Here is a 23,605-nt window from a genome sequence, read left to right as displayed (position 1 = left end):
GGAAATCGCCCCATGATCTTTCGCATTTTTGGTCGGCAAAGCAGTACCCGCACGGCCCGCTTCGGTCATCTTCTGCAACAGATGCTGGTTCGTCGGGGATGGGAGCCGGCAAGGGGAAGGGAAGACGAGGCGGTCAAGCTGGTGGTCCACTTCCTCGATGCCGACGCGCCGCGCCCCTACCGCCGCAGAGCCCAGGCCACGTTTGTGGTGGGGGTCGTCGAATTCGCCCGGCGCCCGGCCAATGTGCTCGCGGCGGCCTATCCCCTGCTGATTCGCTCCTTGTCCAACCTGCTCATCGTGCTGACGGAAGAGGGGGAACAGCCGGAGACCTATTTCATCACACTGGAGCAGGGGTGCTACCCGATCGGCGAGAGCGTCGATCCCGAGGGGTACATGGAACGGGTATGGGCCCGTCTGGCACCGCTGGCGACAGCGCAGCTGGTCATCGACAACCGTTTCGAGCGGGATCTGCCGCCGGAACTGTGGGAGGGGGATGAACGGACGGCCGCGCTGTCTGAAGCCGGCCGGCGGCTCGCGGCGTGGGACGTGCTGCCGGCCCCCTTTCCGCTGGAGGAGCTGCTGGATGCCCGTGACCTGCGCCACCTCAAGCGGCTGTTTGGAATCGGTGGCCTCAGCTACGGAAATCTCAGCGTGCGGCGCGACGAGACGACCTTCTGGATGAGCGCCAGCGGCGTCAACAAGGCCGATTTGCGCGAAATCGGCCGCGACATCCTCCTCGTCAAAGGATATGATGAGGTCGCCAACGCCATCGTCCTGAGCGTGCCACCGCACATCGAGCCCCGGCGGGTTTCCGTGGACGCCATCGAGCATTGGATGATCTATCGAGAGAATCCCGAGGTGGGGGCCATTGTCCACGTGCACGCGTGGATGGAGGGGATTCCGTCGACGGAGATCAATTACCCGTGCGGCACGCGGGAATTGGCCCAGGAAGTGGCCAAGTGCATCCGTCGCGCGCCGGACCCGTCCCGCGCGGTGGTCGGCCTGAAGAACCATGGCATCACCGTCACCGGGCCGTCGCTGGAGGAGATCTTTGCGCGCCTCGAAGGAAAGCTGATCCGCCAGGTACCCATGACCTAAAGACAGAAAAAAAGTCCCGCATCCCGGGGAACGGATGCGGGCCATTTGGGAGAGGAGAAACCGGAGGAAGAGCTTAATGGGGAAACGTAAGCTTCTCCGCGGTTTCGCAACACCCGGGGAGGTGCTGCTGGTCCTATCTTTGACCGAAATCGCCACGATTATACCTCTTCCTCCACAATTTTTTTCACGCCCGGTTTCCGTGTCGTGGATTTGGCGCCGACGTGGCGCTTTCTTTTTTTGCCGAAATGGTTGTGCTACCATTGAAGCGGACGATCAGGGGGGAACAAGGATGCGCGTCATCGCCGGACGCTTGAAGGGACGCCGCCTCGCGTCCGTTCCTGGGACGGACACCCGGCCGACGACGGACCGGGTAAAGGAAGCCCTATTCAACATCATCGGCCCCTACTTTAGCGGCGGCTGGGGGCTTGACCTCTATGCCGGGACCGGCGCGCTGGGCATCGAAGGGCTCAGCCGCGGGCTGGAGCGCGTCGTCTTCGTCGATGCAAGCCCGCAGGCCGTTCGGGTCATCCGCACCAATCTCGAAGCGCTGGGGCTCACCGCCCAGGCAGACGTGTACAAAGCCGACGTTCGTCGCGCTTTGGCCGATCTTGGGCGGCGGGGGCTTCGTTTTGACGTGCTGTTTCTCGATCCGCCCTATGCCGATCAGCGTATCGTCGAGGATCTGTCCGAGGCCGCTCTGCGTGGCATCGTGCACCACGGTGCCGTGGCGGTGGCCGAGCACAGCCGGACGGTGGAGTTGCCGGCGCGGATCGAGGGATTCGTCAAGGTGAAGACCAGCACCTACGGCGATACGGCGCTATCCGTGTTCCGGTACGAAGACGAAAACCAGAGAAACAGCAATGACGAGTCGGGTGAGGAAGACGAGGAAAAGGGGGAGAGAATGTGATCATTGCGGTGTATCCCGGCAGTTTCGATCCCGTTACCTACGGTCACCTCGACATCATTCAGCGGGGAGCCAAGGTGTTTGACAAGGTGATTGTGGCCGTGTTGCGCAACCGGAACAAGACCCCGCTGTTTACCGTGGAAGAGCGGGTGGAACTGTTAAAGGCGGTCACGAAGGACATTCCCAACGTGGAGGTAGATTTTTTTCACGGGCTGCTCGTCGACTACATGCGCCAGAAACGGGCGCGGGTGATCATCAAAGGGCTGCGGGCGGTGTCCGATTTCGAGTATGAGATGCAGATGGCGTCCATCAATCGTAAACTGAATAACGATGTGGAAACCTTTTTTATGATGACCAACAACCAGTACTCGTTCCTCAGCTCGAGCATTGTGAAGGAAGTGGCCCGCTTTGGCGGGCCGGTGAACGACTTGGTGCCGCCGGTTGTGGAAGAGGCCCTGCGCCGGAAATTCGCCGAGCTGGCCGCCGAGGCGTCAGCGACGGGGCGGGCGGCGGAAGGGGCGCGAAGCGACGAACGTCGCTAGGCCCAGCAGCACCAGGGCCAGGGCGAAGAGGAGCGTCGCAGCCGCCCATTGCAGCCATCCGCCGGGCAGATGTCCCGTCTGCGGCGTCCAGGGCAAGAGGGGGACCCATGCGGGCAGGGCGTGCGATTGCCAGCGCGCGCTGGTCCACCACGCGACCCCCCCGGCAAGGACGGCGTGGACGACGCGGGCGATCAGGTATGGCTTGAGGCGCATCCCCAGCGCGCTGACGATGCTGGCCACCTGGGCGTGAATGGACAGCCCGCCCCACGCCAGGAGGGCGCTCACCGACGCGAGCACCACCGGCGTGGAGACGCCGCCCGCGGCGTCGGCGGCGGTGCGCGTCCCCATGGTCACCTCGAAGGTGCCGGCCACAAGGGCCGGAAGGAAGTCGGACGGCACCCCAAAGGGGGACAAGATGAGGGCCAGCGCCGCGCTCAGCAGTGCGGCGATCCCCGAACGGGTGAGCAGGTCAAGCAGCACGGAAAACAGAATGATGAACCCGCCGATCACCAGCAGGGTTTGCAGCGACGACCAGACGGCGTCACCCAACACTTGTCCCAGGGGCCGGGAGTCTGCCTCCCGCGCGCGATGCATGGCGCGGAGGGCGCGCAGCAGGAGCCAGCCTCCTTGCGGCGGGCGGTAGACGGTGCGCGCACCCCGGCGGTCGTAAAACCGCATCGCCACCCCGATGAGGAGGGCGGTTCCGTAGTGCACGGCGGCCAGAAATCCGGCGGCGGCGGGGTTGTGGAGAAAGCCGGCAGCCACGACGCCGCCGATGAACAGGGGGTCGGCCGTGGAAGCGAACGCGACGAGGCGTTCCGCTTCCGGGCGGGTGAGCAACCCTTGGCCGGCAAGGCGCACGGCCATTTTGGCGCACACGGGGTAGCCAGAGGAAAAGCCCATCGTGAGCACGAGGGCCCCCGTTCCCGGCACGTTAAAGAGTGGCCGCATCAAGGGCTCGAGAAGCACGCCGCAAAAGTGGGCCAGTCCGAAGGCGACGAGCACCTCCGACACGATCAGGAACGGCAGCAAAGCGGGAAAGACGATCTCCCACCAGATGGTCAGCCCCCGCAGGGACGCTTCGAGAGCGGGCTTGGGCGCCACGATGATGCAGGCAGCGACGACGAGTACCAAGCCACCGAACAGGCCGGTTCGCAGTGGAGCGCGTTTGGGCATACTCGACCTTCCTTCCCGCGCACGACGAAGGGCCGCGTGCTGTTACACGCACATCATACGCGGGGCTGTCCGCGAATAGACCCTTTGCGAGGAGTACGACACGCGAGGTGAAAACGGTGGGGAACCCGAAAATCGGCTTGGTCCTGGGTGCCGGGGGAGCGCGGGGCATGGCGCATCTCGGCGTCCTCAAGGTTCTCGAGGAGCGGGGCATTCGTCCCGATTGCATCGCCGGCTCGAGCATGGGCAGCCTGGTGGGGGTGCTGTATGCCAATGGCTTAAACCTGTCCATGCTGGAGCGCCTTGCCACCCACCTGCGCCGCAAGCATTGGCTCGACATGACCGTGCCCAAGCTGGGGTTTGTGGCCGGCGAAAAGGTAAAGCAGCTGATCCGCCTCCTCACCCACGGCAAAAACCTGGAGGACCTTTCCCCGCCGGTCGCGGTGGTGGCCACCGATCTCGAGCGCGGCGAGCGGGTGGTGTTTCGTACGGGACCCATTGACCAGGCGGTGCGCGCCAGCATGTCGATCCCGGGTATTTTCGTCCCCGAATCCATTGATGGGCGTCTCTATGTGGATGGTGCCGTCACCGACCGCTTGCCTGTCGACGTCGCGCGCGAGATGGGGGCCGACTTCATCATTGCCGTCGACGTGACGCCGTTTCAGCTTTCGACGCGCATCCAGTCCATTTTCGACGTGATCGCACAGACGATCGACATTCTGGAAAAAGAAGCAAATCGAAGCCGCGTGCTGCAGGCCGATGTGGTGATCAGTCCCGATGTGGGACGGTTCAGTTCCACGGCGTTTACCGACATTGGGGAGATTATCGCCGAGGGCGAGAAGGCGGCGCGGGCCGCGATCGACGAAATCGAGGAGAAGCTGCGCCGATGGGAGGGGGCCCGATGAATCCCCGCTGCGTGCGGACATGGCTGAGGCGGCTCGGGGTTGCACTGGGGGTTGTGGTCCTGCTTTTGGTTCCCGTGCCGTACTACATCACCAAACCGGGTCTTGCCGAGCCGGTTCACGCCATGGTGCGCGTCGAGGGCGGGGGCGCGACAGGGGAGGGAGCGTTTTTGCTCACCACCGTGTCGATGATGCCGGGGAACGTGGCCCTGTACGCCATCGCCGCCCTTCATCCGTTCTATGATGCCCTGCCCAAGCAGCAGATCCTCGCCCCTCACGAGTCACCGGAGGAATACACCCAGCGCCAGCTGCAGGTGATGCGCCAGTCGCAGGAAAACGCCGAGATTGTTGCCTTTCGCAAGGCCGGCCTGCCGGTCGACGTGCGCGCGGTCGGAGTCCGCGTCCTCGAGGTGCGGCGCGACGGTGCGGCGGCGGGGGTGCTGGAGCCGGGCGATGTCCTCGTACGCGTGGACGACCGTCCGGTGCGCACGCGTGAAGAGCTTCTTCGTGCGCTCCAGGGCCGCCGTGCCGGGGAGACGGTCCGCGTCGCGTTCCTGCGGGAAGGGAAAAGGCGGGAAGCCGACATTCGCCTCAAGCCCCTCCCCCTCGAGCCGGGTGAGCCGCACCGGGCGGGCCTGGGTATCGTGCCGGCCACCGAGCGATCCGTCACGCTGCCACGCCGCGTTACGGTGAATGCGGGCAGCATCGGCGGGCCTTCGGCGGGGCTCATGTTTACCTTGGAAATCCTGAACCAGCTGGATGGGCGAGACTGGACGAAGGGGTACCGCATCGCCGGTACCGGCACGATTGACGAGGAAGGCCGGGTTGGTCCCGTTGGCGGGGTGCACCAGAAGGTGTGGGCGGCGGTGCGCGCCGGTGCGGACATTTTTTTCGTCCCGGCCGCCGCTGCCCCAGGCGAACCGTCAAATGCCGAGGTGGCCAAGCGGGCCGCCAAACGCTTGGGAAGCACGCTGCGCGTGGTTCCGGTGCGGACGGTCGACGACGCGCTGCGCTTTCTGGCGGAGCTGCCGCCGAAAGCGGAGGCGGGGCCGGACGCGAGAGTATAAGGTCCTACACCTGCACCGGGGACTGGCGAAACTCGCGGTTCCACTCCGTGGCGGCGACTTCTGGTGGGTACCCCAAGGCGTACACCCGCGCCGCGCGCAGGTCGAAGGCAAACAGCGGGTGGTCGAGCTCGCTCGCCCGCGTCACCAGGGGCACGGTCACGTGTTTCTTGCGCAGGCGCAAGAATTCCCGGCCGCGGGTGGTAAACCCGAGCACCCGCAGGTAGGGGACGCCGGCACGGAGGTTGAGGGCACGGAAGCGCTCCTTTGTCAGCCGGAGGAGCAGGTGGACAAGGGCGCGCTGCAGCCGCGTCCACGTGTACCGCTTTGTTTTGGCGGCGCGCAGGAAGGCGTCGAAGGAGGGCGCGCTGCGTACGGCGCGCAGTAGGCGGTGTTCCAGGCCCTCGTCCACATCGAAAATGGTGGCGATCTCCTCCGGTTCCAGAACCGCAAACTGGTGCAAGAGAAGCGGGTAAAACCGCTCCCAGTGCATCGGCGCGCGGCCGGATGCTTCCTCGCGCTTTAGGATGGCGTAGGTGATTTCCGGCACATAGGGGCGCACGGCGTCGAGCCGACCGGTGTTGAGCCACAACCGGCGGATGGCCGTGGCGCTGGCGATGCGCTTGTCCGTTGGTGCCGGGTCGTGGTACTCCGCCTTCTCGCGGCGGATGGTGACGGGACGGATGGCGCTGTTCATCCGCCGCAGGGCAAGACAGTAGTGCAGGCCGAGGATGTTGTTGGGCTGGTCGACGGGGAGCGGCGGGCGCCCCTGCGCCGCTTGCCAGGCGTTGACGGCGTGCCCGAAGGCCTTGGGAAAGCTCATCCCCTGCGCCAGCGCCTCCCGGAGCCGGGCACGAAACCCTTCCGGTTCCTCGGCCAGGTGTTCGGCCAGCTCCAGCATCCAATCGATGGACCCGCTCTCGCTGCCGAAGCAGACGGCGTCGATCCCGCCCAGGGCTTCCAGGCAGGCCATGGCCCCCCACGCGAAGAGCTCGGCGTTTTGGGTGGCGTACACGACCGGCAGTTCCAGCACCACGTCGACCCCCTGGCGAAGGGCCATCTCGGTTCGCGACCACTTGTTCGTCAGGGCCGGCTCACCGCGCTGCAGGAAATTGCCGCTCATCACCGCGACGACCACGTCGGCTCCGGTAACCTCCCGCGAGCGCAACACGTGATAGGCGTGGCCGTTGTGCATGGGATTGTATTCGATGACGATGCCGACGGCGCGCATGGGATGCCTCCTTTCGCGCGTTCTCGGTAGGATTATAACAGGGCGACGGAAAGGCGGCGATGCGCCGGACCGAGCGTTGACAAAACGAAATCGGGAAGGCTATAATCAAACGTGTTGTCCTCGAGGTGAACGACATGATGATCCTTCGGTTGCCCGAGTTGGAAGGGCAGCAAGGCAAGGCGCTCCGCGTGCATGAGGTGTTTGCGGCCGACGAGCTGGTCCGTATGCATCCGCAGGTGCAGTCGCTGTCGCCGGTGACGGTGGATGCCGAAGCGCGCTACGAGGCCGGCGAGGTGCGCGTGGAAGGCACGTTGAGCGGTTCCCTGGTCTTGTCCTGTTCGCGCTGTTTGAAGGCGTTTCCCTACTCCTATTCCATTCCCGTGGACGAGCGCTTTGTCCGTGCATCAAGCGGCGAGACAGCGCCCGAGGAAACCGATGAGGAGAATGTCCACGTCGTAGACGGCGATACGGTGGACCTGAAGCCGTACCTGGTCGAGCTGATCGCACTTGCCATTCCGTTTGCGCCGCTGTGCAGCGAGGCGTGCAAAGGCTTGTGCCCGGTATGTGGCGTCGACCGCAACACGGAAAGCTGCTCCTGCCGCACCGAGCGGATCGATCCACGCCTGGCGCCTTTGGCCGAGCTTCTCGCCGCGCAAATGGGGCAAGGTGAACAGAAGGGGCCAAACGGGAAGCCAAATGATACGTAACGCCGAAGGGGGTGGCAGCCATGGCAGTGCCTTTCCGGCGGACTTCGAAGCAGCGCAAGCGCAAGCGTCGCACGCATTTCAAGCTGGAGGTTCCGGGTCTTGTCCGCTGCCCGGAGTGCGGTGAGCTGAAGCTCAGCCATCGCGTGTGCCCGGCGTGCGGCACGTACAAAGGCGTGCAAGTCATCAAGAAGTAAGGAAAGGATGGAGTTGACCCCACCCCGCGCCCATACGGCGCGGGGTTTTGTGCTGTTTCGCCCCTTGTATTTTTTGGCGCGGCAGCCTATACTAAAGCTAAACTTGTGAGTAGGTCATAAGAGAATCTCATAACAGGTGGTGGTAGTCATTCGGCGGCTCCCGAAGCGTGAGCGCCAGAAGGCCCTGATGGCCCTGTTGACCGAAAACCCGGTTTTAACCGACGAGGAACTTGCGCAACGGTTTGGCGTCAGCGTGCAGACCATCCGCCTCGACCGCTTGGAGCTGGGCATCCCGGAACTGCGCGAACGCTTGAAGGATGTGGCCCGCCGTCAATTGGATCCGATTCGCTCCCTTCAGCAGGATGAAGTGATCGGAGAGATCGTTGACCTGGAACTGGATCGTTACGCCATTTCCATCCTCGACATTGGCGACAGCCATGTCTTCGCCCGCACGGGGATCGCCCGCGGACACCACATCTTCGCGCAGGCCAATTCGCTGGCGGTGGCGGTCACCGACGCGGAGGTGGCGCTTACGGCTTCGGCGCGCATTCGGTTTGTGCGTCCCGTGTACCGGGGGGAGCGGCTGGTGGCCAAGGCCAATGTGATCGCGTCCGACCCGGAGCGCAATCGTGTGCGGGTGGAGACGCGGGTTGGTGGGGAGCTGGTGTTCAGCGGCACGTTTACCGTCTACCGTGCGGCGCGCGACGCACAGCGAGGGGCAGGAGGGATCGCCGATGCGGATCGCCATTGACGCCATGGGCGGGGATCATGCACCGCAGGCCATTGTTGACGGGGTGCTGCGTGCCGCAGCGGAGCGTGCCGATGTGGAGTTCGTCCTGGTGGGCGACGAGACGGCCCTGGTTGCCCTGGGCGCCACTTGGCCGCGCAACGTGCGCATTCGCCACGCGCCCGAGGTGATCGGCCCCGACGAGGAGCCGGTGCGCGCCATCCGCCAGAAGAAGCATTCGTCCCTTGTCACGGCGGTAAAAATGGTGAACGAACGGGAGGCGGATGCCTGCATTTCCGCCGGCAACACCGGCGCGTACATGGCCGCGGCCCTCCTGTATGTCGGCCGCATTCCCGGCATTGAACGCCCGGCGCTGGCACCGGTCTTTCCCACGACGGGTTCGTGGGGCGTTCTCGTGCTCGACGTCGGCGCCAACGTTGATGCGCGGCCCCAGCACCTGTTGCAGTATGCGGTGATGGGGAGCGTCTACGTATCGAGCGTGGAAGGGGTGAACAACCCCCGCGTCGGCCTGCTCAATATCGGCACCGAAGCCACGAAGGGCAACGAGCTGACCAAAGCGGCCTACGCCCTGCTGGAACAAGCGAACCTCAATTTCATCGGCAATGTCGAGGCGCGCGACGTGCTCGCCGGCGTGGCCGACGTCGTCGTATGCGACGGCTTCAACGGCAACGTTTTGCTCAAAGCGGCGGAAGGGACGGCGGAGACCATCTTTCGCGTGCTGCAGGAAGAGCTGACCGGCCGGTGGACGCACAAACTGGCCGCGGCCCTGCTGCGCCCCGCGTTTCGCCGCCTGAAGGCGCGCATGGATTACAAGGAGCACGGCGGCGCTCCACTTCTGGGGATCAACGGGCCCTGCATCAAGGCCCATGGTTCGTCGGACGCGCGTGCCATCCACAATGCCGTGCGGCAAGCCATCGCCTTTGTGGAGCGCGACGTGCTCGGCTCGATTTCACGACAACTGGGATAGGAAGGGAAGCCCTATGGAGCGTTATGGTGTGGGAATCTTGGGGACGGGTTCGCACCTGCCGGAGAAAGTGCTTTCCAACGCCGACCTGGAGAAGATGGTCGAGACGAGTGACGAATGGATCGTCACGCGCACCGGTATTCGCGAGCGGCGCATCGCCCGGCCGGAGGAGGCGTCCTCCGATCTGGCCCTCGCGGCGGCGCGCAAGGCCCTCGACGCCGCCGGCGTGGCGCCGGAGGCCATCGACCTGATCGTTGTCGCGACGGTGACGCCGGACATGATGTTCCCCTCGACGGCATGCATCGTGCAGGAGAAGCTGGGGGCCACGCGCGCGGCGGCCTTCGACCTGTCGGCGGCCTGCTCGGGCTTTATGTACGGCGTGGCGGTCGCGTCCCAGTTCATCCGCACGGGCATGTACCGGTATGCCCTCGTCATTGGCGTGGACTGTCTGTCGAAGATCACCGACTGGACCGACCGCGCCACCTGCGTCCTCTTCGGTGACGGGGCCGGCGCGGTGGTGCTCGGCCCGGTGCCGGAGGGCTACGGCTTTCTTTCCTTCGAGTTGGGCGCGGACGGCAGTGGCGGCGACCTGTTGAAGCTGCCGGCCGGCGGATCGCGCCTTCCCGCGTCGGAGGAGACGGTGCGCGGGCGGCAGCACTACATCGCCATGAACGGCAGCGAGGTGTTCAAGTTTGCCGTGCGCATCCTCGGCGCCGCGGCGGAAGAGGCGCTCAAAAAGGCGGGGCTGACGAAGGATGACGTGGATTTTCTCGTTCCCCACCAGGCCAACTACCGCATCATCGAAGCGGCCATGCGTCGCCTCGGGCTTGCGGAAGACAAGGTGGTGATCAACCTCGACCGCTACGGCAACATGTCGTCGGCGTCGGTGCCCGTCGCCCTCGACGAGGCCGTGCGCGCCGGACGGGTGCGCGCAGGGGATCGCCTCGTCCTCGTCGGGTTTGGCGGCGGCCTCACGTGGGGCGCTGCGGTGCTGCGCTGGTGGGACGCGAAGAAGGAGGGATGAGGCATGGGGAAAGTGGCGTGGGTGTTTCCGGGACAGGGTTCGCAGGTCGTGGGGATGGGCAAGGCGATTGCCGAAGCGGATGCCGATGCACGGGCCGTGTTTGATTCGGCAGACGAAGCGCTGGGCTTCGCCCTGTCGCGTCTGTGCTTCGAGGGCCCGGAAGAGGAGCTGCGCCTCACCGTCAACACGCAGCCGGCCATTTTGACAACGAGCGCAGCCCTCCTGGCGGTGTGGCGGAAGGCCGCGCCCCAGCCCGATTTTGTGGCCGGCCACAGCCTCGGCGAGTATACGGCCCTTGTGGCGGCGGAGGCTCTCTCCTTCGTCGACGCCGTGCGCATCGTGCGCCAGCGCGGGGCGTTCATGGAGGAGGCCGTCCCCGCCGGGCAGGGCGGCATGGCCGCCGTCCTCGGGATGGAGCGGGATGCCCTGCAGGCCATCGTCGACGCGGTGTCCGCCGAGGGGGACGTTGTCGAGCTGGCCAACTTGAACTGCCCCGGGCAAATCGTCATCTCCGGGACGATTGCGGGGGTGAAGAAGGCCGCCGAGCGGGCGCGGGAAGCCGGCGCGCGCCGCGTGCTGGAGCTTGCCGTGAGCGGCCCGTTCCACTCCTCGCTGATGAGGCCGGCCGCCGAGCGCCTGGCCGAGGTGCTCGCCGATGTGCCCCTGGCCGATGCGCGGGTGCCTGTCGTGGCCAACGTCACGGCACGCCCCGTCACGCGGGCCGAGGAGATTCGCCGCTTGCTGGTCGAGCAGGTGGCCGCGCCGGTGCTGTGGGAGGACAGCGTGCGCGCCATGCTCGATGCGGGCGTTGACACCTTCGTCGAGATCGGTCCGGGCTCGGTGCTCACCGGCCTGATCAAAAAGATCGACCGCCGGGCGCGGTGCTTCAACGTGCACGATCCGGCTTCCCTGGACAAGGCGCTGGCCGAGCTGGCATAACCATTCAATACGGGCGGGTTGAGCGCCCGTCTACACTCATCGGGAAAGGGAGATGAGCGGTGAAGGATCGAGTGGCACTGGTAACCGGCGCCTCGCGCGGCATCGGCCGCGCTGTGGCCTTGGAGCTGGCCGAGGCGGGCGCCCACGTGGTCGTCAACTATGCGGGCAGCGAGGGCGCGGCGCGCGAAGTGGCCGAGCAGATTCGTGCCAAGGGGCGGGAGGCGCTCCTGGTGAGAGCCAACGTGGCCGACGCCGGAGACGTGGAGGCGATGGTGAAACAGGTCCTCGACCACTTCGGCCGTGTCGACATCCTCGTCAACAACGCCGGAATCACGCGCGACAACCTCGTCATGCGCATGAAGGATGAGGAATGGGACGAGGTGCTCGCCGTCAACCTGAAGGGCGCCTTCCTCTGCGCCAGGGCGGTGGCCCGTCCCATGATGAAACAGCGCTACGGGCGCATCGTCAACATCTCCTCGGTCGTGGCCCTGCGCGGCAATCCCGGGCAGGCCAACTACGTGGCGGCCAAGGCTGGTGTCATCGGCCTGACCAAGACCCTTGCCCGCGAGCTGGCCTCGCGCGCCATCACCGTCAATGCCGTGGCTCCGGGGTTTATTGTCACCGACATGACGGCCAAACTGGGGGATGATGTCCGCGAAGCGCTGCGTGCGCAGATTCCCCTTGGCACCTTCGGACGTCCGGAAGACGTGGCCAAGGCGGTACGGTTTCTCGCCTCCGACGATGCCGCCTACATTACGGGCCAGGTGTTGTGTGTCGACGGCGGCATGGTGATGTAGCTTTTCTTCCCTAACGGTTTTTCGTATAATACGGCAAGGAGGTGAAGAAAACCATGTCCGATACCTTTGAGCGTGTGAAACGCATCATCGTCGATCGCCTCGGCGTCGACGAGTCGGAAGTGACGATGGACGCGTCCTTTAAGGATGACCTGGGCGCCGATTCCCTGGACATCGTTGAGCTCGTGATGGAGCTGGAAGACGAATTCGACATGGAGATTTCTGACGAAGATGCGGAGAAGATCACGACCGTTGGGCAAGCCGTGGAGTACATAAACGCACGCCTTCAGTCGTAAGCCGATCAAAGTCCCGTGCGACCCGCGGGACTTTCTCCGCATCTAGGCCCGCTTTGTGCGCACACGCTGGCGGGAGAAGACGTGCGGACGATAAGGTCCGCTTCTCTCATAGAGGTGAATCCGATGGAAAAGCGTCGAGTGGTGATTACCGGGGTGGGGGTGATCTCGCCGGTAGGGAACGATGCCCAGACCTTTTGGGCGTCGCTTCTGGCCGGCAAATCTGGCATCGGGCCCGTGACGCATTTTGATGCCAGCGAGTTCCCCACGCGGATTGCCGGCGAGGTAAAGGACTTTGATCCGTCGGCGTACATGGATAAAAAGGATGTGAAGCGTACCGACCGCTTCGTGCAGTTTGCCATTGCGGCAACGAAGATGGCCCTCGAGGACGCCCGGCTGAAGATCGAGAAACAGGATCCGGAGCGCGTCGGCGTCTACATCGGGTCGGGGATCGGTGGGCTGGCGACATGGGAGGACCAGCACCGCGTATTGTTGGAGAAAGGGCCGCGGCGCGTCAGCCCCTTTCTCATCCCGATGATGATTGCCAATATGGCCGCGGGGCAGGTGTCGATCCACTTCGGCCTCAAGGGTCCCAACAGCGCGCCCATCACCGCCTGTGCCACCGGCACCCATGCCATCGGCGACGCATTCAAGATCATTCAGCGCGGCGAGGCCGATGTCATGGTGGCCGGCGGGACGGAGGCGACGATCCGCCCCCTGGCCTTTGCCGGGTTCTGTGCCGCCAGGGCGATGTCGACGCGCAACGACGAACCGGAAAAGGCCAGCCGGCCCTTCGACAAGGACCGCGACGGGTTCGTGATGGGTGAGGGTGCGGGGGTGCTCATTCTCGAGGAGCTGGAGCATGCCAAGCGCCGCGGCGCACCGATCATCGCCGAGGTGATTGGCTACGGTATGAGCGCCGACGCTTTCCACCTCACCCAGCCCGATCCCGACGGGGACGGGGCCAAGCGGGCGATGCTGGCGGCGATCCGCGATGCGGGGATCCGCCCGGAGGAAGTGGACTACATCAATGCCCACGGGACGTCAACGGAACTGAACGACAAGGTCGAAACGCAGGCCATCAAGGCGGCCTTTGGCGAGCATGCCTACAAGTTGGCCGTCAGTTCGACCAAGTCGATGACCGGCCACATGCTGGGGGCAGCCGGTGCGGTGGAGGCGATTGCGACGGCGCTGGCGCTGCGCGACCAGATTCTCCCGCCGACGATCAACTACGAGACGCCCGATCCCGCGTGCGACCTGGATTACGTGCCCAACGAGGCGCGTCGCGCACCGGTTCGGGTGGCCCTGTCCAATTCCTTCGGCTTCGGCGGCCACAACGCTACAATCGCTTTGAAGCGGTACGAGGGGTAAGAGGGCTCGTGCCAGGAGGGAAACCACCCATGGACTGGGAGACGCTTCAGGCGCGGGTCGGCATCCGGTTTCGCAACTTCGCGCTGTATGAGCAGGCGTTTACCCATTCGTCCTACGTCAATGAGCACAAACGGGAACGCCTCCAGCACAACGAGCGACTCGAGTTTCTCGGTGACGCCGTGTTGGAGCTGGCTGTATCGCAGTTCCTGTTCCAAACGTTCCCCCACATGACCGAAGGGGAGATGACCAAGCTGCGCGCGGCCATCGTTTGCGAGCCGTCCCTCGTGTCGTTTGCCGAGGAATTGGACTTTAAGCGGTTCATTCGTCTCGGCAAGGGAGAGGAGTTGACCGGCGGTCGCCACCGGCCGGCCCTTCTGGCGGACGTGTTTGAGGCGTTTGTCGGCGCCTTGTACCTTGATCAGGGGCTCGACGCCGTGTTTGCCTTTCTCAACAAGGTGGTGTTCCCGCGCGTTCTGCGGGGGGACTTTGCCCACACCACCGACTACAAGAGCCTCCTGCAGGAGCTTGTGCAGCAGGACAACCTGGGCGAGCTGACCTACCGCATTGTGGAGGAGCGCGGGCCGGCGCACAACCGGGAGTTTGTCTCCGAGGTGCTCCTCAACCAGCAAACGCTCGGGCGCGGGTGCGGGCGCTCCAAGAAAGAGGCGGAACAGAAAGCGGCAGCCATGGCCCTCGGGGTACTGGGCGCGCGGCGATAACGGCGTATAGGGGCGGCGTACGGTGCGCCGCCTTTTTTCACGCGTGCAAGATGGGTGGTGCAAACAGAAGAAAGGGTGAACCGCGATTGTACCTGAAGCGGATCGAGCTGGTGGGTTTCAAGTCCTTTGCCGACCGCACGACCCTGGAGTTCGGCCCGGGCATCACGGCGGTAGTGGGGCCCAACGGGAGCGGCAAATCGAACATCGCCGACGCCGTGCGCTGGGTGCTGGGCGAGCAGAGCGCCAAAATGCTGCGCGGGTCGAAGATGGAGGACGTCATCTTTGCCGGCTCCAGCACGCGGCGGCCCATGAACTACGCGGAGGTGTCCCTCACCCTGGATAACCAGAGCGGCGTGTTGCCGCTTGCATATGGAGAAGTGACCGTTACGCGCCGCGTCTACCGGACGGGGGAAAGCGAGTACGCCATTAACGGACAGCCGTGCCGGCTGAAGGACATTGCCGAGCTCTTTTACGACACCGGCGTGGGGAAGGAAGCGTATGCCCTCATCGGGCAGGGGCGCGTCGAGGAGATCATCGCGGCCAAGCCCGAGGAGCGGCGGGCCATGTTTGAAGAGGCGGCCGGCATCGTGAAAACCAAGGCCCGGAAACGCGAGGCGCAGCGCAAACTGGAGGAGACGGAGGCCAATCTGACGCGGCTGGCCGACATACTGAGCGAGCTGGAAAACCAGCTGGCCCCCCTAGCTGAACAGGCGGAAAAGGCCCGACGCCATCAGGCCCTCGCGGAGGCGTTGCGCGAGCGGGAAATCGGTCTGTTGGTCCACGACATTGCCCTGCGCCACGAGCGATGGAATGCGGCCAAGGAGGCCCTGGCCCGATGCCGGGCGGACCGCGAGGCGGTGGCGGCGGAGCTGGCGCGGGGCGAAGCGGCCTTTGCCGAGGCGCAGGAGGCCTTCGCCCGGCTGGAGGCGGAGCGGGAGGCGCTGCAGCAGGAGCTCCTCACCCTGAGCGAGGAGGGGGAGAAGGCGGAAGGCCAGCGCGACGTGCTACGCGAACGCCTGCGCCATTTGGATGAGCGGCTGGCCGAAGCCGAGCGGGCGGCTGCGGACCTCGCCGAACGCGAGGCGGCCCTGGAGACGGCGCTCGGCCAGCAGCGCACGGCGCGCGCCGAGCTGTCCGCGGCGGTCGCGCGTCTTGAGCGGCAGGTGGCAGAGGAGGAAGAACGCCTGGCCGAGGGGGAGGAGGCCCTGCGCGCGGCGCTGGAGCAGAAAAAGAGCGCGTACATTGACCTCCTCAACGAGTCGGCCGCCGTCCGCAACGAGATCCGAAGCGCCGAGCAGCATGTCGCCCAGCTGCGCCAGCGCCTGGCCCGCCTCCGCGCCTCCCGGGAGGAGCTGGCGGCAGCATTGCGCGAGAAGGAGGCCGCGGAGCAGGCGGCGCGCGAGGCCCTCGGGCGCGTGCAGGGGGAGCTGGCCGCCTGCCTCGAGCGTCTGCGCGAGGTGACGGCGCGCCAGCGCGAGGCTGCCGTGCAAACCGACGAGCTGCGCGAGGCCCTGCGGCGCGCCCAGGGGCGGCGGGAGACGCTCGTGGCGCGCCAGGGCATGCTGCGGGAACTGAAGGAAGGCTACCAGGGCTATGCCCAGGGCGTGCGCGAGGTGCTCAAGAACCGCCGGACGATCGGCGGGATCCACGGAGCGGTCGCCGAACTGATCGCCGTCCCCAAGGCCTATGAGCTGGCCATTGAGACAGCCCTCGGCGGATCCCTGCAGCACGTGGTGGTGGACGACGAGGCGGCCGGGCGCCGGGCCATCCAGTTCCTGAAGGACAAGAAGGCGGGGCGGGCCACCTTCCTGCCCCTCGACGTTATCCGCGGGCGGGAGCTGTCCGCCGCCGAGCGGGACAAGCTGGCCACCTGTTCTGACGTGGTGGGGGTGGCCGCCGATTTGGTTCGTTGTGAACCGCGTTACCGCAACGTGGTGGCCAATCTGCTCGGAACCGTGGTGGTGGTGAAGGATCTCGAGGCGGCCAACCGCGTGGCGCGCCTGTTGGGCTATCGCCACCGCGTTGTCACCCTTGACGGCGATGTTGTCCACCCGGGCGGCAGCATGACCGGCGGCTTTTCCAAAAAGGGTGGCGACGCGTCGTCCCTCCTCGGCCGCCAGCGCGAACTGGATCAGGTGACGCAGGAACTGGAGGGGGTGACGGCAGCCATCGCCCGCCTCGAGCGGGATGCGGCCGCCGCCCGCGAACGGCATGCGGCGCTGGAGGCCGAGGTGGAGCGGCTGCGCGCGCAGGGCGAGGCGCTGATGAAGGAGGAGCAACGGTGCAAAGAGGCGCTCCATGCGCGACAGGTGGAAGCGGGCGCCTTGCGCGAGCGTCTGGTCCTGCTGGAAGCCGATGAGCAGCTTTACGCCCAGGAAGCGGCGCGCCTCGAAGCGGAAACCTCCCGCGCCCGCGAGCGGCTTGCGGCCTTGGTTGCGGAGGAGGAGGCGCTGGCGGCGGACATCCGCACCGCGGAAGAGGCCCTCGCGGCCAGGGCGCGGGACCGCGAGGCCCTGCACGCGCGGGTGACCGCCCTCAAGGTGGAGCTGGCCCGCGTGCGGGAACAGGTGGAGGCCCGCCAGGCGGAAGAAGCCCGGCTGCGCCGGGAACGCAAGCAGCTGGCTGCCGAGCGCGCCGCCCTTGCCGAGCAGGTGGCCGCGTGGCAAAAGCAGCGCCGCCAGGAGGAACAGGAGCTGGCGGAAACGGAGCGGCGCCTGGCCGACCTGAAAGCACAGCGGGGGCGCGTAGACCGGCGCTTGGCGGAACTGGGCAAGGAGCGGGAGGTTTGGCGCGCGGCCCTCGCGGAGCAGGAGGCGGCGCTTTCTGCCCTGCGCCGGCGGCTTCACGAGGCCGAGGAGCGCCTGCGGCAGGCGGAGGTGCGCCTCAGCCGGGACGACGTGGAGCTGGAGCGCGCCCTCGCCGCGCTGCGCGAGCGCTACGGTTTGTCCTATGAGCTGGCCCGCGAGCGGTATGCGCCGCCGGAAGACGTGGAGGCCGCGCGGCGCGAGGTGGAGCGCCTCCGCGCGGAGATGGAGGCGCTCGGGCCGGTCAACCCGGGAGCCGTTGACGAATACGAGCGGTTGGCGGCACGCTACCGGTTTTTGACGGAGCAGAAGGCGGACCTGGAGGAAGCCAAGGCCGGGTTGTACCGGATGATCGCCGAGCTGGACGAGGAGATGGCCAAGCGCTTTGCCCACACCTTCGCCGAGGTGCGACAGGCGTTCCAGGACGTGTTTCGCCAACTGTTCGGCGGCGGCAAGGCCGATCTCCTCCTGGTCGACCCGAGCGACCTCCTCGCCACCGGCGTGGAAATTGTCGCCCAGCCGCCGGGGAAAAAGCCGCAGGCGCTGTCGCTTCTGTCGGGCGGTGAGAAGGCGCTGACGGCCATTTCGCTGCTTTTTGCCTTTCTTCATGTCAAGGCGGTGCCCTTCTGCATCCTCGACGAGGTGGAAGCGGCCCTTGACGAGGCCAACGTCCGCCGCTTTGCCCGCTACCTGCGCCGCTTCGCCGACCGGACGCAGTTCATCGTTGTCACCCACCGCAAGGGCACGATGGAAGAGGCCGATGCCCTGTACGGGGTTACGATGCAGGAGTCGGGCGTGTCCAAACTGGTGTCGGTGCGGCTGGACGATGCCCAACGGCTCGTGTCGGCGTAAGGTCCGCCACGAAGGGTTTTCGCCATGCGCGAACGGAAGGAGGAACGCCCCATGAGTGTGTTTCGCAAGCTCAAGGAAGCCCTCGCAGCCAAGACGGAAGCGGTAACGGCCAAGTTTCGCGACGGCCTGGCCAAAACCCGCGAGGTCCTGGCCGAAAACGTCGAAGCCCTTTTCCGGCGCACCAAAGCAATTGATGAGGAATTCTTCGAGGAGCTGGAGGAGATCCTGATCGCCGCCGACGTGGGCGTGAAAACCGCACTGGCCCTCGTGGACGAGTTGCGCGAGGCGGCGGCCGAGCAGAAGATGCGGGACGCGGCGGAGCTGAAGCCGCTCTTGGTGGAAAAGCTGGTCGCGCTCATGGACGAAGGGCAGGAAAGGGCCGCCCTGAACCTCAACCCGGAAGGCCTGACCGTCATCCTGTTTGTTGGCGTCAACGGCGTTGGCAAGACGACCACCATCGGCAAGCTGGCCCATCGGCTCAAGCAGGAAGGGAAAACGGTCATCCTTGCCGCCGGTGACACCTTCCGCGCCGGGGCCATCGAGCAGCTGGAGGCGTGGGGACGCCGCGTGGGCGCCGACGTGATCCGCCACCAGGCCGGGGCGGATCCGGCTGCCGTCATCTACGATGCCATCCAGGCAGCCAAATCGCGGGGGGCAGACGTTCTCCTCTGCGACACGGCGGGTCGCCTCCAGAACAAGGCCAACCTGATGGAAGAGCTGAAGAAGATCGCCCGCGTCATCGCGCGCGAGGTGCCGGGCGCGCCCCACGAGACCCTTCTCGTCGTCGACGCCACCACCGGCCAAAACGCCCTGTCCCAGGCCAAAGCCTTTGGCGAGGCGGCCAAGGTGACGGGCATCGTGTTGACCAAGCTGGACGGCACGGCCAAGGGCGGCATCGTCCTGGCCATCCGCCGCGAGCTGGGGGTGCCGGTCAAATTTGTCGGGCTTGGCGAGAAGCCGGACGATCTGGTGCCCTTCGACGCCGAGCAGTTTGTGGCCGGCCTGTTCGCCGGGTGGCTGGAGCAGCCGGATGAGGCGCGCAGCGGTGGGTAAGCGTGGGTAAGCCCGTGCAACCGTCCGCTGACGGCGTTTTTCCGGCGGTGTTTCCGTTGCGCGTTGTGCCGGGGAAGCGCCGTTTTCTCCGGTGGCCTGTCAATCTCTCGGCCTTGACATGGCGCGCTTTGTTCGGTATGCTAGGTCCGTAAAGGGAAACGCCTTGACAGCGCCGCGAGGGAACCATGCTCGAGAAGACGAACCGTCTCAACCTGCTCTACGATTTTTACGAACCGCTCTTGACGGACAAGCAGAAACGTTACCTCGAGGACTACTATGTGCATGACTGCTCGCTCGGCGAGATCGCCGAAGCGCACAACGTGAGCCGTCAAGCGGTGTACGAGCAGCTCAAGCGGGCGGAAGCCCTGCTGGAAGCGTACGAGGAAAAGCTTGGCCTCCTCCGCAAGCACCAGGAGCGCCTCGGCCTCATCGCCCGACTGCGCGCCCTGCTCGAGGCGCAGGGATGTCTGGGTGCCGAAGCGGAGCGGCTGCTCGCCCAACTGGCGGAGGCCGATTAGGGGGGAGCCCCATGCTGTTTGAGAGCCTGGCCAGCCGGCTGCAGGAGACGTTCCAGAAGCTGCGCGGGAAGGGCAAGGTGACGGAGGCCGACGTCAAGGAGGCGATGCGTGAGGTGCGCCTCGCCCTCCTCGAGGCCGACGTCAGCCTGGACGTGGTGAAGGACTTCATCGCGCGCGTTCGCGAGCGCGCCGTGGGGCAGGAGGTGCTCAAGAGCCTCACCCCGGCGCAACAGGTGATCAAGATCGTCCACGACGAGCTGACCGCCTTGATGGGCGGACAGACGGCGAAGCTGGAGATGGCCCCCACCCCGCCGACCGTCGTCCTAATGGTTGGCCTGCAGGGGGCGGGGAAAACGACGACGACCGGGAAGCTGGCCCGCTACTTGCAAAAGCAGGGCAAAAAGCCGCTCCTTGTCGCCGCCGATGTGTACCGCCCGGCGGCCATCCGCCAGTTGCAGGTCCTCGGCGAAACCATCGGGGTGCCCGTTTTCACCATGGGCGAGGGGGCCAATCCCGTTGATATCGCCAAGGCAGGCGTCGAGCGCGCTAAGGGGGAACGGCTGGACGTCGTCTTGATCGACACCGCCGGCCGGCTGCACGTCAACGAAGAGCTGATGGACGAGCTGGCTCGCATCCGCGATGCGGTGCAGCCCACGGAGATCCTCCTCGTCGTCGACGCCATGACCGGGCAGGACGCCGTTAACGTGGCGCGCGCGTTTCATGAGCAGCTGGGTCTGACCGGGGTGATTCTCACCAAGTTGGACGGCGACACGCGCGGCGGGGCGGCCCTGTCGGTGCGGGCCGTCACCGGCTGCCCGATCAAGTTTGCCGGAATGGGCGAAAAGCTCGACGCTCTTGAGCCCTTCCATCCCGACCGCATGGCTTCGCGCATCCTCGGCATGGGCGATGTGCTGACGCTGATCGAGAAGGCGCAAGCGGCCGTCGACGCCGAAAAGGCGGCCGAAATGCAGCAGAAGCTTATCCGCGCCGAGTTTACCTTCGACGATTTCCTGGAGCAGTTGCGTGCCGTTCGCCAGATGGGGCCCCTCGAGGAGCTCCTGGGCATGCTGCCGGGCATGGGGCAGCTCAAGGGGATGAAGGACCTCAAGGTGGACGAGAAGCAGCTCAAGCGCATCGAAGCGATCATCCTGTCGATGACGCCGGAAGAACGGGCCAATCCCGACATCCTCAACCCCAGCCGCAAGCGGCGCATTGCCGCGGGAAGCGGCACGTCGCTCCAGGACGTCAACCGCCTTGTTAAGCAGTTTGAGGAGATGCGCAAGCTGTTCAAGCAGTTCGGCAAGATGGCCAAGCAGGCCAAGAAGCGGCGCGGTTTCCGCCTGCCCTTTTTCCCAACATGACCGTTTCCATTTCGCATCGATCGATCTTCGGAGGTGACCGCATCATGGCTGTGAAAATTCGTCTGAAACGCATGGGTGCCAGGAAAAAGCCCTTCTATCGCATCGTGGTGGCCGACTCCCGTGCGCCGCGTGACGGCCGCTTCATCGAGGAGATCGGCTACTACAACCCGGTAGCGCAGCCGGCTGAGATCAAGATCAACGAGGAGAAAGCCATCAAGTGGCTCCTTACCGGTGCGCAGCCGACGGACACGGCGCGCAGCTTGCTGAGCAAGGCGGGCATCCTGAAAAAAGTCCACGAGATCAAGTACGAGAACAAGCAGTAAGGACATGCGCTTCGCGGAGGCGGGCCGATGAGGGCGCTGGTGGAGCTGATTGCCCAGGCGCTGGTGGATCGTCCGGACGATGTCCGCATCCACGAGGTGGTCCAGGGCCGGTCGGTGGTGTACAGGATCTCGGTGCACCCCGACGACGTGGGCAAGGTGATCGGCAGACAGGGCCGCACGGCGAAGGCGCTGCGCACGGTGGTGAGCAGTGTGGCAGCGCGGGAAGGGAAACGGGTGAGCGTGGAAATCGAGTGACGGGTTGGGGCGTTCCCAACCCGTCTTTTCCGCGTGACGGATTTCATGCTCGCGCCTGCGTAGGGAGGCGAAAGGCGATGCGAATCCGCAGGCCGGTTCAGGTGAAGCTGATCTTGACCGAACCGACGCGCAACCGGTTTCTCGGCGAACTGGAGGAACAGGTGAAACGGCTGCGCATGGAGCTGGAGCAGCTGCAGTTCCAGGGGAAGAAGCTCTTGTCCGATGCCCAGCGACGGGGACCGGCCGCCGTGGAGGTGGTCCGGGAACGCCTGGCGCGGGAGGAGCGGGCGCGCCGGGAGCGGATCGAAGCCCTGAAGGCGCAGGCCGAACAGTTGCGCGTGCTGCCGGAGGGAAGCGAGGTTCTCTATACCACGGTGGAGAGCGATGTGGAGATTCGCGTCGGCGATGACTGGAACGCCCTGATGCAAGGGGCGGAGATTGTGCTCAAGGACGGCGTTGTGGTTGCCATTCGTGACGGGAGGATGTCCCATGGTACCGAAACGGTATAACGTCGGCAAGCTGGTCAACACCCACGGCATTCGCGGCGAGGTGCGGGTGATTTCCATCACCGACTTTCCCGAACAGCGCTATCGTAAAGGGAGCCGGCTCTGGCTTTCCCATCCCGATTTTCCGCAACCGATCGAGCTCGTCGTGGAAAGCCACCGGCGGCACAAACAGTTTGACCTCCTCAAGTTCGAGGGGTACGATTCGATCAACGACGTGGAAAAGTTCAAGGGCGGCATGCTCCAGGTGGCCGAGGAGGACCTTGAGCCCCTTCCCGAAGGAGAGTACTACTACCACGAGATCATCGGCTGCACGGTGGTGACGGAGGAGGGCGAGGAGCTCGGTACGGTGAAGGAAATCCTCTCCCCCGGTGCCAACGACGTGTGGGTGGTGGCGCGCAAGGGCGGCGGAAAGGACATCCTCATTCCCTACATCGACGACGTTGTCAAGGATGTGGACGTCGCCAAGCGGCGGGTGACCGTGCACCTGCTTCCCGGCCTGGTGGAATGAGGGGGGATGACCTGTGCGCATCGACATCCTGACCCTCTTTCCGGAAATGTTCCCCGGCGTGCTGGGCGCCAGCATTTTAGGCAAGGCGCAAGAGCGGGGCCTTGTGACGATCAACGTGGTCAACTTCCGTCAATACGCCGGCAACAAGCACGGAACGGTGGACGATACCCCGTACGGTGGCGGTGCCGGCATGGTGCTCAAGCCCGAGCCGATCTTTCGGGCCGTGGAAGCGATCCTGGAGGAGGTTCCGGGGACCCAGCCGCGCATCATCCTCCTGTGCCCGCAAGGACGGCCCTTCCGCCAGGAGATCGCCGAAGAGCTGGCCCAAGAGAAGCACCTCATCTTCCTCTGCGGCCATTACGAGGGCTTCGATGAGCGGGTGCGCCAGCACTTGGCCACAGACGAGCTGTCCATCGGCGATTACGTCCTCACCGGGGGCGAACTACCGGCCATGGTGATCATCGACGCGGTGGTACGCCTCCTCCCCGGCGTCCTCGGCAACGAGGAGTCGGCACGCACCGATTCCTTCGCCACGGGGCTCCTCGAACACCCGCACTACACGCGGCCGGCCGACTTTCGCGGCTGGAAGGTGCCCGAGGTGCTGCTGTCGGGTCACCACGCCAACATCGCGCGGTGGCGGAAAAAAGAGGCCTTGCGGCGGACGATGGAGCGGCGCCCGGACCTCCTGGAGCGCCTCGAGTGGGATGACGAGCTGCGCGAGTTGTATGAGGAGATCCTGCGCGGCGAGTAGCGCCTGC

The 23,605-nt window shown here is 65.5% G+C and carries 26 protein-coding genes; 24 read left to right on the top strand and 2 right to left on the bottom strand.

Annotated elements, in window-relative coordinates; genetic code table 11:
• Nucleotides 1-12 precede the first annotated feature (12 nt).
• The 3 genes from ACYQ0Z_RS08995 (at nucleotide 13) to coaD (ending at nucleotide 2,544) form a co-directional block, all read left to right on the top strand.
• Complete coding sequence (locus ACYQ0Z_RS08995) at nucleotides 13-1,098, top strand: class II aldolase/adducin family protein (RefSeq protein ID WP_459866994.1); 1,086 nt, start codon at nucleotides 13-15, stop codon at nucleotides 1,096-1,098.
• A gap of 289 nt (nucleotides 1,099-1,387) precedes the next feature.
• Nucleotides 1,388-2,005 carry a 16S rRNA (guanine(966)-N(2))-methyltransferase RsmD gene (rsmD, locus tag ACYQ0Z_RS08990; RefSeq protein WP_459866991.1) on the top strand — a complete coding sequence of 206 codons (618 nt, stop codon included), beginning with the start codon at nucleotides 1,388-1,390 and terminating at the stop codon, nucleotides 2,003-2,005.
• A complete protein-coding gene (coaD, locus tag ACYQ0Z_RS08985) occupies nucleotides 2,002-2,544 on the top strand; it encodes a pantetheine-phosphate adenylyltransferase (protein ID WP_459866988.1) in 543 nt (180 codons plus the stop codon). Before rsmD ends, coaD begins: the two co-directional genes overlap by 4 nt.
• Here coaD and ylbJ read toward each other — a convergent pair.
• Complete coding sequence (gene ylbJ, locus ACYQ0Z_RS08980; protein ID WP_459866985.1) at nucleotides 2,494-3,720, bottom strand: sporulation integral membrane protein YlbJ; 1,227 nt, start codon at nucleotides 3,718-3,720, stop codon at nucleotides 2,494-2,496. The two genes, coaD and ylbJ, sit on opposite strands and share 51 nt — an antisense overlap.
• Before the next feature lie 107 nt (nucleotides 3,721-3,827).
• On the opposite strand from ylbJ, the gene ACYQ0Z_RS08975 reads away from it, so the two are divergent.
• The gene (locus ACYQ0Z_RS08975; RefSeq protein ID WP_459866982.1) at nucleotides 3,828-4,622 is read left to right on the top strand and encodes a patatin-like phospholipase family protein; all 795 of its coding nucleotides are present in this window, start codon (nucleotides 3,828-3,830) and stop codon (nucleotides 4,620-4,622) included.
• Nucleotides 4,619-5,686: a SepM family pheromone-processing serine protease gene (locus ACYQ0Z_RS08970; protein ID WP_459866979.1), complete on the top strand. Its 1,068-nt coding sequence runs from the start codon at nucleotides 4,619-4,621 to the stop codon at nucleotides 5,684-5,686. The genes ACYQ0Z_RS08975 and ACYQ0Z_RS08970 overlap by 4 nt, the downstream gene beginning before the upstream one ends.
• A 4-nt stretch (nucleotides 5,687-5,690) precedes the next feature.
• Here ACYQ0Z_RS08970 and ACYQ0Z_RS08965 read toward each other — a convergent pair whose 3' ends face one another.
• Complete coding sequence (locus tag ACYQ0Z_RS08965) at nucleotides 5,691-6,914, bottom strand: nucleotidyltransferase (RefSeq protein ID WP_459866976.1); 1,224 nt, start codon at nucleotides 6,912-6,914, stop codon at nucleotides 5,691-5,693.
• 134 nt (nucleotides 6,915-7,048) lie between these two features.
• Between ACYQ0Z_RS08965 and ACYQ0Z_RS08960 the strand changes: the two genes are divergently transcribed.
• From ACYQ0Z_RS08960 to trmD, 19 genes are all read left to right on the top strand, one after another.
• Entirely contained in the window at nucleotides 7,049-7,621 is a 573-nt protein-coding gene (locus tag ACYQ0Z_RS08960) for a YceD family protein (protein WP_459866973.1), read from the top strand.
• 20 nt (nucleotides 7,622-7,641) lie between these two features.
• Nucleotides 7,642-7,815, top strand: a complete 174-nt coding sequence (gene rpmF, locus ACYQ0Z_RS08955) for a 50S ribosomal protein L32 (RefSeq protein WP_459866970.1) — start codon at nucleotides 7,642-7,644, stop codon at nucleotides 7,813-7,815.
• A gap of 139 nt (nucleotides 7,816-7,954) precedes the next feature.
• Nucleotides 7,955-8,566 (top strand): transcription factor FapR, encoded by a 612-nt coding sequence (gene fapR / locus ACYQ0Z_RS08950; RefSeq protein WP_459868832.1) that lies wholly within the window; start codon nucleotides 7,955-7,957, stop codon nucleotides 8,564-8,566.
• Entirely contained in the window at nucleotides 8,550-9,530 is a 981-nt protein-coding gene (gene plsX, locus ACYQ0Z_RS08945) for a phosphate acyltransferase PlsX (protein ID WP_459866967.1), read from the top strand. The genes fapR and plsX overlap by 17 nt, the downstream gene beginning before the upstream one ends.
• A 13-nt stretch (nucleotides 9,531-9,543) precedes the next feature.
• Entirely contained in the window at nucleotides 9,544-10,551 is a 1,008-nt protein-coding gene (locus ACYQ0Z_RS08940) for a beta-ketoacyl-ACP synthase III (protein ID WP_459866964.1), read from the top strand.
• Between the two features lie 3 nt (nucleotides 10,552-10,554).
• Entirely contained in the window at nucleotides 10,555-11,490 is a 936-nt protein-coding gene (fabD, locus tag ACYQ0Z_RS08935; RefSeq protein ID WP_459866961.1) for an ACP S-malonyltransferase, read from the top strand.
• A gap of 59 nt (nucleotides 11,491-11,549) precedes the next feature.
• Nucleotides 11,550-12,287, top strand: coding sequence for a 3-oxoacyl-[acyl-carrier-protein] reductase (fabG, locus tag ACYQ0Z_RS08930; RefSeq protein ID WP_459866958.1), 738 nt, complete (start codon nucleotides 11,550-11,552; stop codon nucleotides 12,285-12,287).
• A 53-nt stretch (nucleotides 12,288-12,340) separates the two neighbouring features.
• Complete coding sequence (locus tag ACYQ0Z_RS08925) at nucleotides 12,341-12,580, top strand: acyl carrier protein (protein ID WP_459866955.1); 240 nt, start codon at nucleotides 12,341-12,343, stop codon at nucleotides 12,578-12,580.
• 123 nt (nucleotides 12,581-12,703) lie between these two features.
• The gene (gene fabF, locus ACYQ0Z_RS08920) at nucleotides 12,704-13,948 is read left to right on the top strand and encodes a beta-ketoacyl-ACP synthase II (protein WP_459866952.1); all 1,245 of its coding nucleotides are present in this window, start codon (nucleotides 12,704-12,706) and stop codon (nucleotides 13,946-13,948) included.
• A 29-nt stretch (nucleotides 13,949-13,977) separates the two neighbouring features.
• Complete coding sequence (gene rnc / locus ACYQ0Z_RS08915; protein ID WP_459866949.1) at nucleotides 13,978-14,667, top strand: ribonuclease III; 690 nt, start codon at nucleotides 13,978-13,980, stop codon at nucleotides 14,665-14,667.
• An 86-nt stretch (nucleotides 14,668-14,753) separates the two neighbouring features.
• Nucleotides 14,754-18,323, top strand: coding sequence for a chromosome segregation protein SMC (smc, locus tag ACYQ0Z_RS08910; RefSeq protein WP_459866946.1), 3,570 nt, complete (start codon nucleotides 14,754-14,756; stop codon nucleotides 18,321-18,323).
• Nucleotides 18,324-18,374: 51 nt separating this feature from the next.
• The gene (gene ftsY / locus ACYQ0Z_RS08905) at nucleotides 18,375-19,376 is read left to right on the top strand and encodes a signal recognition particle-docking protein FtsY (RefSeq protein WP_459866943.1); all 1,002 of its coding nucleotides are present in this window, start codon (nucleotides 18,375-18,377) and stop codon (nucleotides 19,374-19,376) included.
• A gap of 185 nt (nucleotides 19,377-19,561) precedes the next feature.
• Nucleotides 19,562-19,894 carry a putative DNA-binding protein gene (locus tag ACYQ0Z_RS08900; protein WP_459866940.1) on the top strand — a complete coding sequence of 111 codons (333 nt, stop codon included), beginning with the start codon at nucleotides 19,562-19,564 and terminating at the stop codon, nucleotides 19,892-19,894.
• A gap of 11 nt (nucleotides 19,895-19,905) precedes the next feature.
• Nucleotides 19,906-21,255: a signal recognition particle protein gene (gene ffh, locus ACYQ0Z_RS08895; protein ID WP_459866937.1), complete on the top strand. Its 1,350-nt coding sequence runs from the start codon at nucleotides 19,906-19,908 to the stop codon at nucleotides 21,253-21,255.
• A gap of 44 nt (nucleotides 21,256-21,299) precedes the next feature.
• On the top strand, nucleotides 21,300-21,578 hold the full coding sequence (gene rpsP, locus ACYQ0Z_RS08890) for a 30S ribosomal protein S16 (protein ID WP_459866934.1): 279 nt from the start codon (nucleotides 21,300-21,302) through the stop codon (nucleotides 21,576-21,578).
• 27 nt (nucleotides 21,579-21,605) lie between these two features.
• Nucleotides 21,606-21,833, top strand: coding sequence for a KH domain-containing protein (locus tag ACYQ0Z_RS08885; RefSeq protein WP_459866931.1), 228 nt, complete (start codon nucleotides 21,606-21,608; stop codon nucleotides 21,831-21,833).
• 77 nt (nucleotides 21,834-21,910) lie between these two features.
• A complete protein-coding gene (locus tag ACYQ0Z_RS08880; protein ID WP_459866928.1) occupies nucleotides 21,911-22,342 on the top strand; it encodes a YlqD family protein in 432 nt (143 codons plus the stop codon).
• Nucleotides 22,323-22,847 carry a ribosome maturation factor RimM gene (gene rimM / locus ACYQ0Z_RS08875; protein ID WP_459866925.1) on the top strand — a complete coding sequence of 175 codons (525 nt, stop codon included), beginning with the start codon at nucleotides 22,323-22,325 and terminating at the stop codon, nucleotides 22,845-22,847. The genes ACYQ0Z_RS08880 and rimM overlap by 20 nt, the downstream gene beginning before the upstream one ends.
• Nucleotides 22,848-22,860: 13 nt before the next feature.
• Nucleotides 22,861-23,598, top strand: coding sequence for a tRNA (guanosine(37)-N1)-methyltransferase TrmD (gene trmD, locus ACYQ0Z_RS08870; protein ID WP_459866922.1), 738 nt, complete (start codon nucleotides 22,861-22,863; stop codon nucleotides 23,596-23,598).
• Nucleotides 23,599-23,605 lie beyond the last annotated feature (7 nt).

It is taken from the genome of Calditerricola yamamurae, from assembly GCF_054654135.1.
Note: the sequence above shows the minus strand (reverse complement) of the source record. Positions and strands in the feature narration are given on the sequence as shown.

Bases quoted from the DNA above. Each gene is read 5' to 3' on its own strand.
- ACYQ0Z_RS08995 (WP_459866994.1), top strand. From the start codon at position 13: ATGATCTTTCGCATTTTTGGTCGGCAAAGCAGTACCCGCACGGCCCGC.
- rsmD (WP_459866991.1), top strand. From the start codon at position 1,388: ATGCGCGTCATCGCCGGACGCTTGAAGGGACGCCGCCTCGCGTCCGTT.
- ylbJ (WP_459866985.1), bottom strand. From the start codon at position 3,720: ATGCCCAAACGCGCTCCACTGCGAACCGGCCTGTTCGGTGGCTTGGTA.
- ACYQ0Z_RS08970 (WP_459866979.1), top strand. From the start codon at position 4,619: ATGAATCCCCGCTGCGTGCGGACATGGCTGAGGCGGCTCGGGGTTGCA.
- ACYQ0Z_RS08965 (WP_459866976.1), bottom strand. From the start codon at position 6,914: ATGCGCGCCGTCGGCATCGTCATCGAATACAATCCCATGCACAACGGC.
- ACYQ0Z_RS08960 (WP_459866973.1), top strand. From the start codon at position 7,049: ATGATGATCCTTCGGTTGCCCGAGTTGGAAGGGCAGCAAGGCAAGGCG.
- rpmF (WP_459866970.1), top strand. From the start codon at position 7,642: ATGGCAGTGCCTTTCCGGCGGACTTCGAAGCAGCGCAAGCGCAAGCGT.
- plsX (WP_459866967.1), top strand. From the start codon at position 8,550: ATGCGGATCGCCATTGACGCCATGGGCGGGGATCATGCACCGCAGGCC.
- ACYQ0Z_RS08940 (WP_459866964.1), top strand. From the start codon at position 9,544: ATGGAGCGTTATGGTGTGGGAATCTTGGGGACGGGTTCGCACCTGCCG.
- fabD (WP_459866961.1), top strand. From the start codon at position 10,555: ATGGGGAAAGTGGCGTGGGTGTTTCCGGGACAGGGTTCGCAGGTCGTG.
- ACYQ0Z_RS08925 (WP_459866955.1), top strand. From the start codon at position 12,341: ATGTCCGATACCTTTGAGCGTGTGAAACGCATCATCGTCGATCGCCTC.
- fabF (WP_459866952.1), top strand. From the start codon at position 12,704: ATGGAAAAGCGTCGAGTGGTGATTACCGGGGTGGGGGTGATCTCGCCG.
- rnc (WP_459866949.1), top strand. From the start codon at position 13,978: ATGGACTGGGAGACGCTTCAGGCGCGGGTCGGCATCCGGTTTCGCAAC.
- ftsY (WP_459866943.1), top strand. From the start codon at position 18,375: ATGAGTGTGTTTCGCAAGCTCAAGGAAGCCCTCGCAGCCAAGACGGAA.
- ACYQ0Z_RS08900 (WP_459866940.1), top strand. From the start codon at position 19,562: ATGCTCGAGAAGACGAACCGTCTCAACCTGCTCTACGATTTTTACGAA.
- ffh (WP_459866937.1), top strand. From the start codon at position 19,906: ATGCTGTTTGAGAGCCTGGCCAGCCGGCTGCAGGAGACGTTCCAGAAG.
- rpsP (WP_459866934.1), top strand. From the start codon at position 21,300: ATGGCTGTGAAAATTCGTCTGAAACGCATGGGTGCCAGGAAAAAGCCC.
- ACYQ0Z_RS08885 (WP_459866931.1), top strand. From the start codon at position 21,606: ATGAGGGCGCTGGTGGAGCTGATTGCCCAGGCGCTGGTGGATCGTCCG.
- ACYQ0Z_RS08880 (WP_459866928.1), top strand. From the start codon at position 21,911: ATGCGAATCCGCAGGCCGGTTCAGGTGAAGCTGATCTTGACCGAACCG.
- rimM (WP_459866925.1), top strand. From the start codon at position 22,323: ATGGTACCGAAACGGTATAACGTCGGCAAGCTGGTCAACACCCACGGC.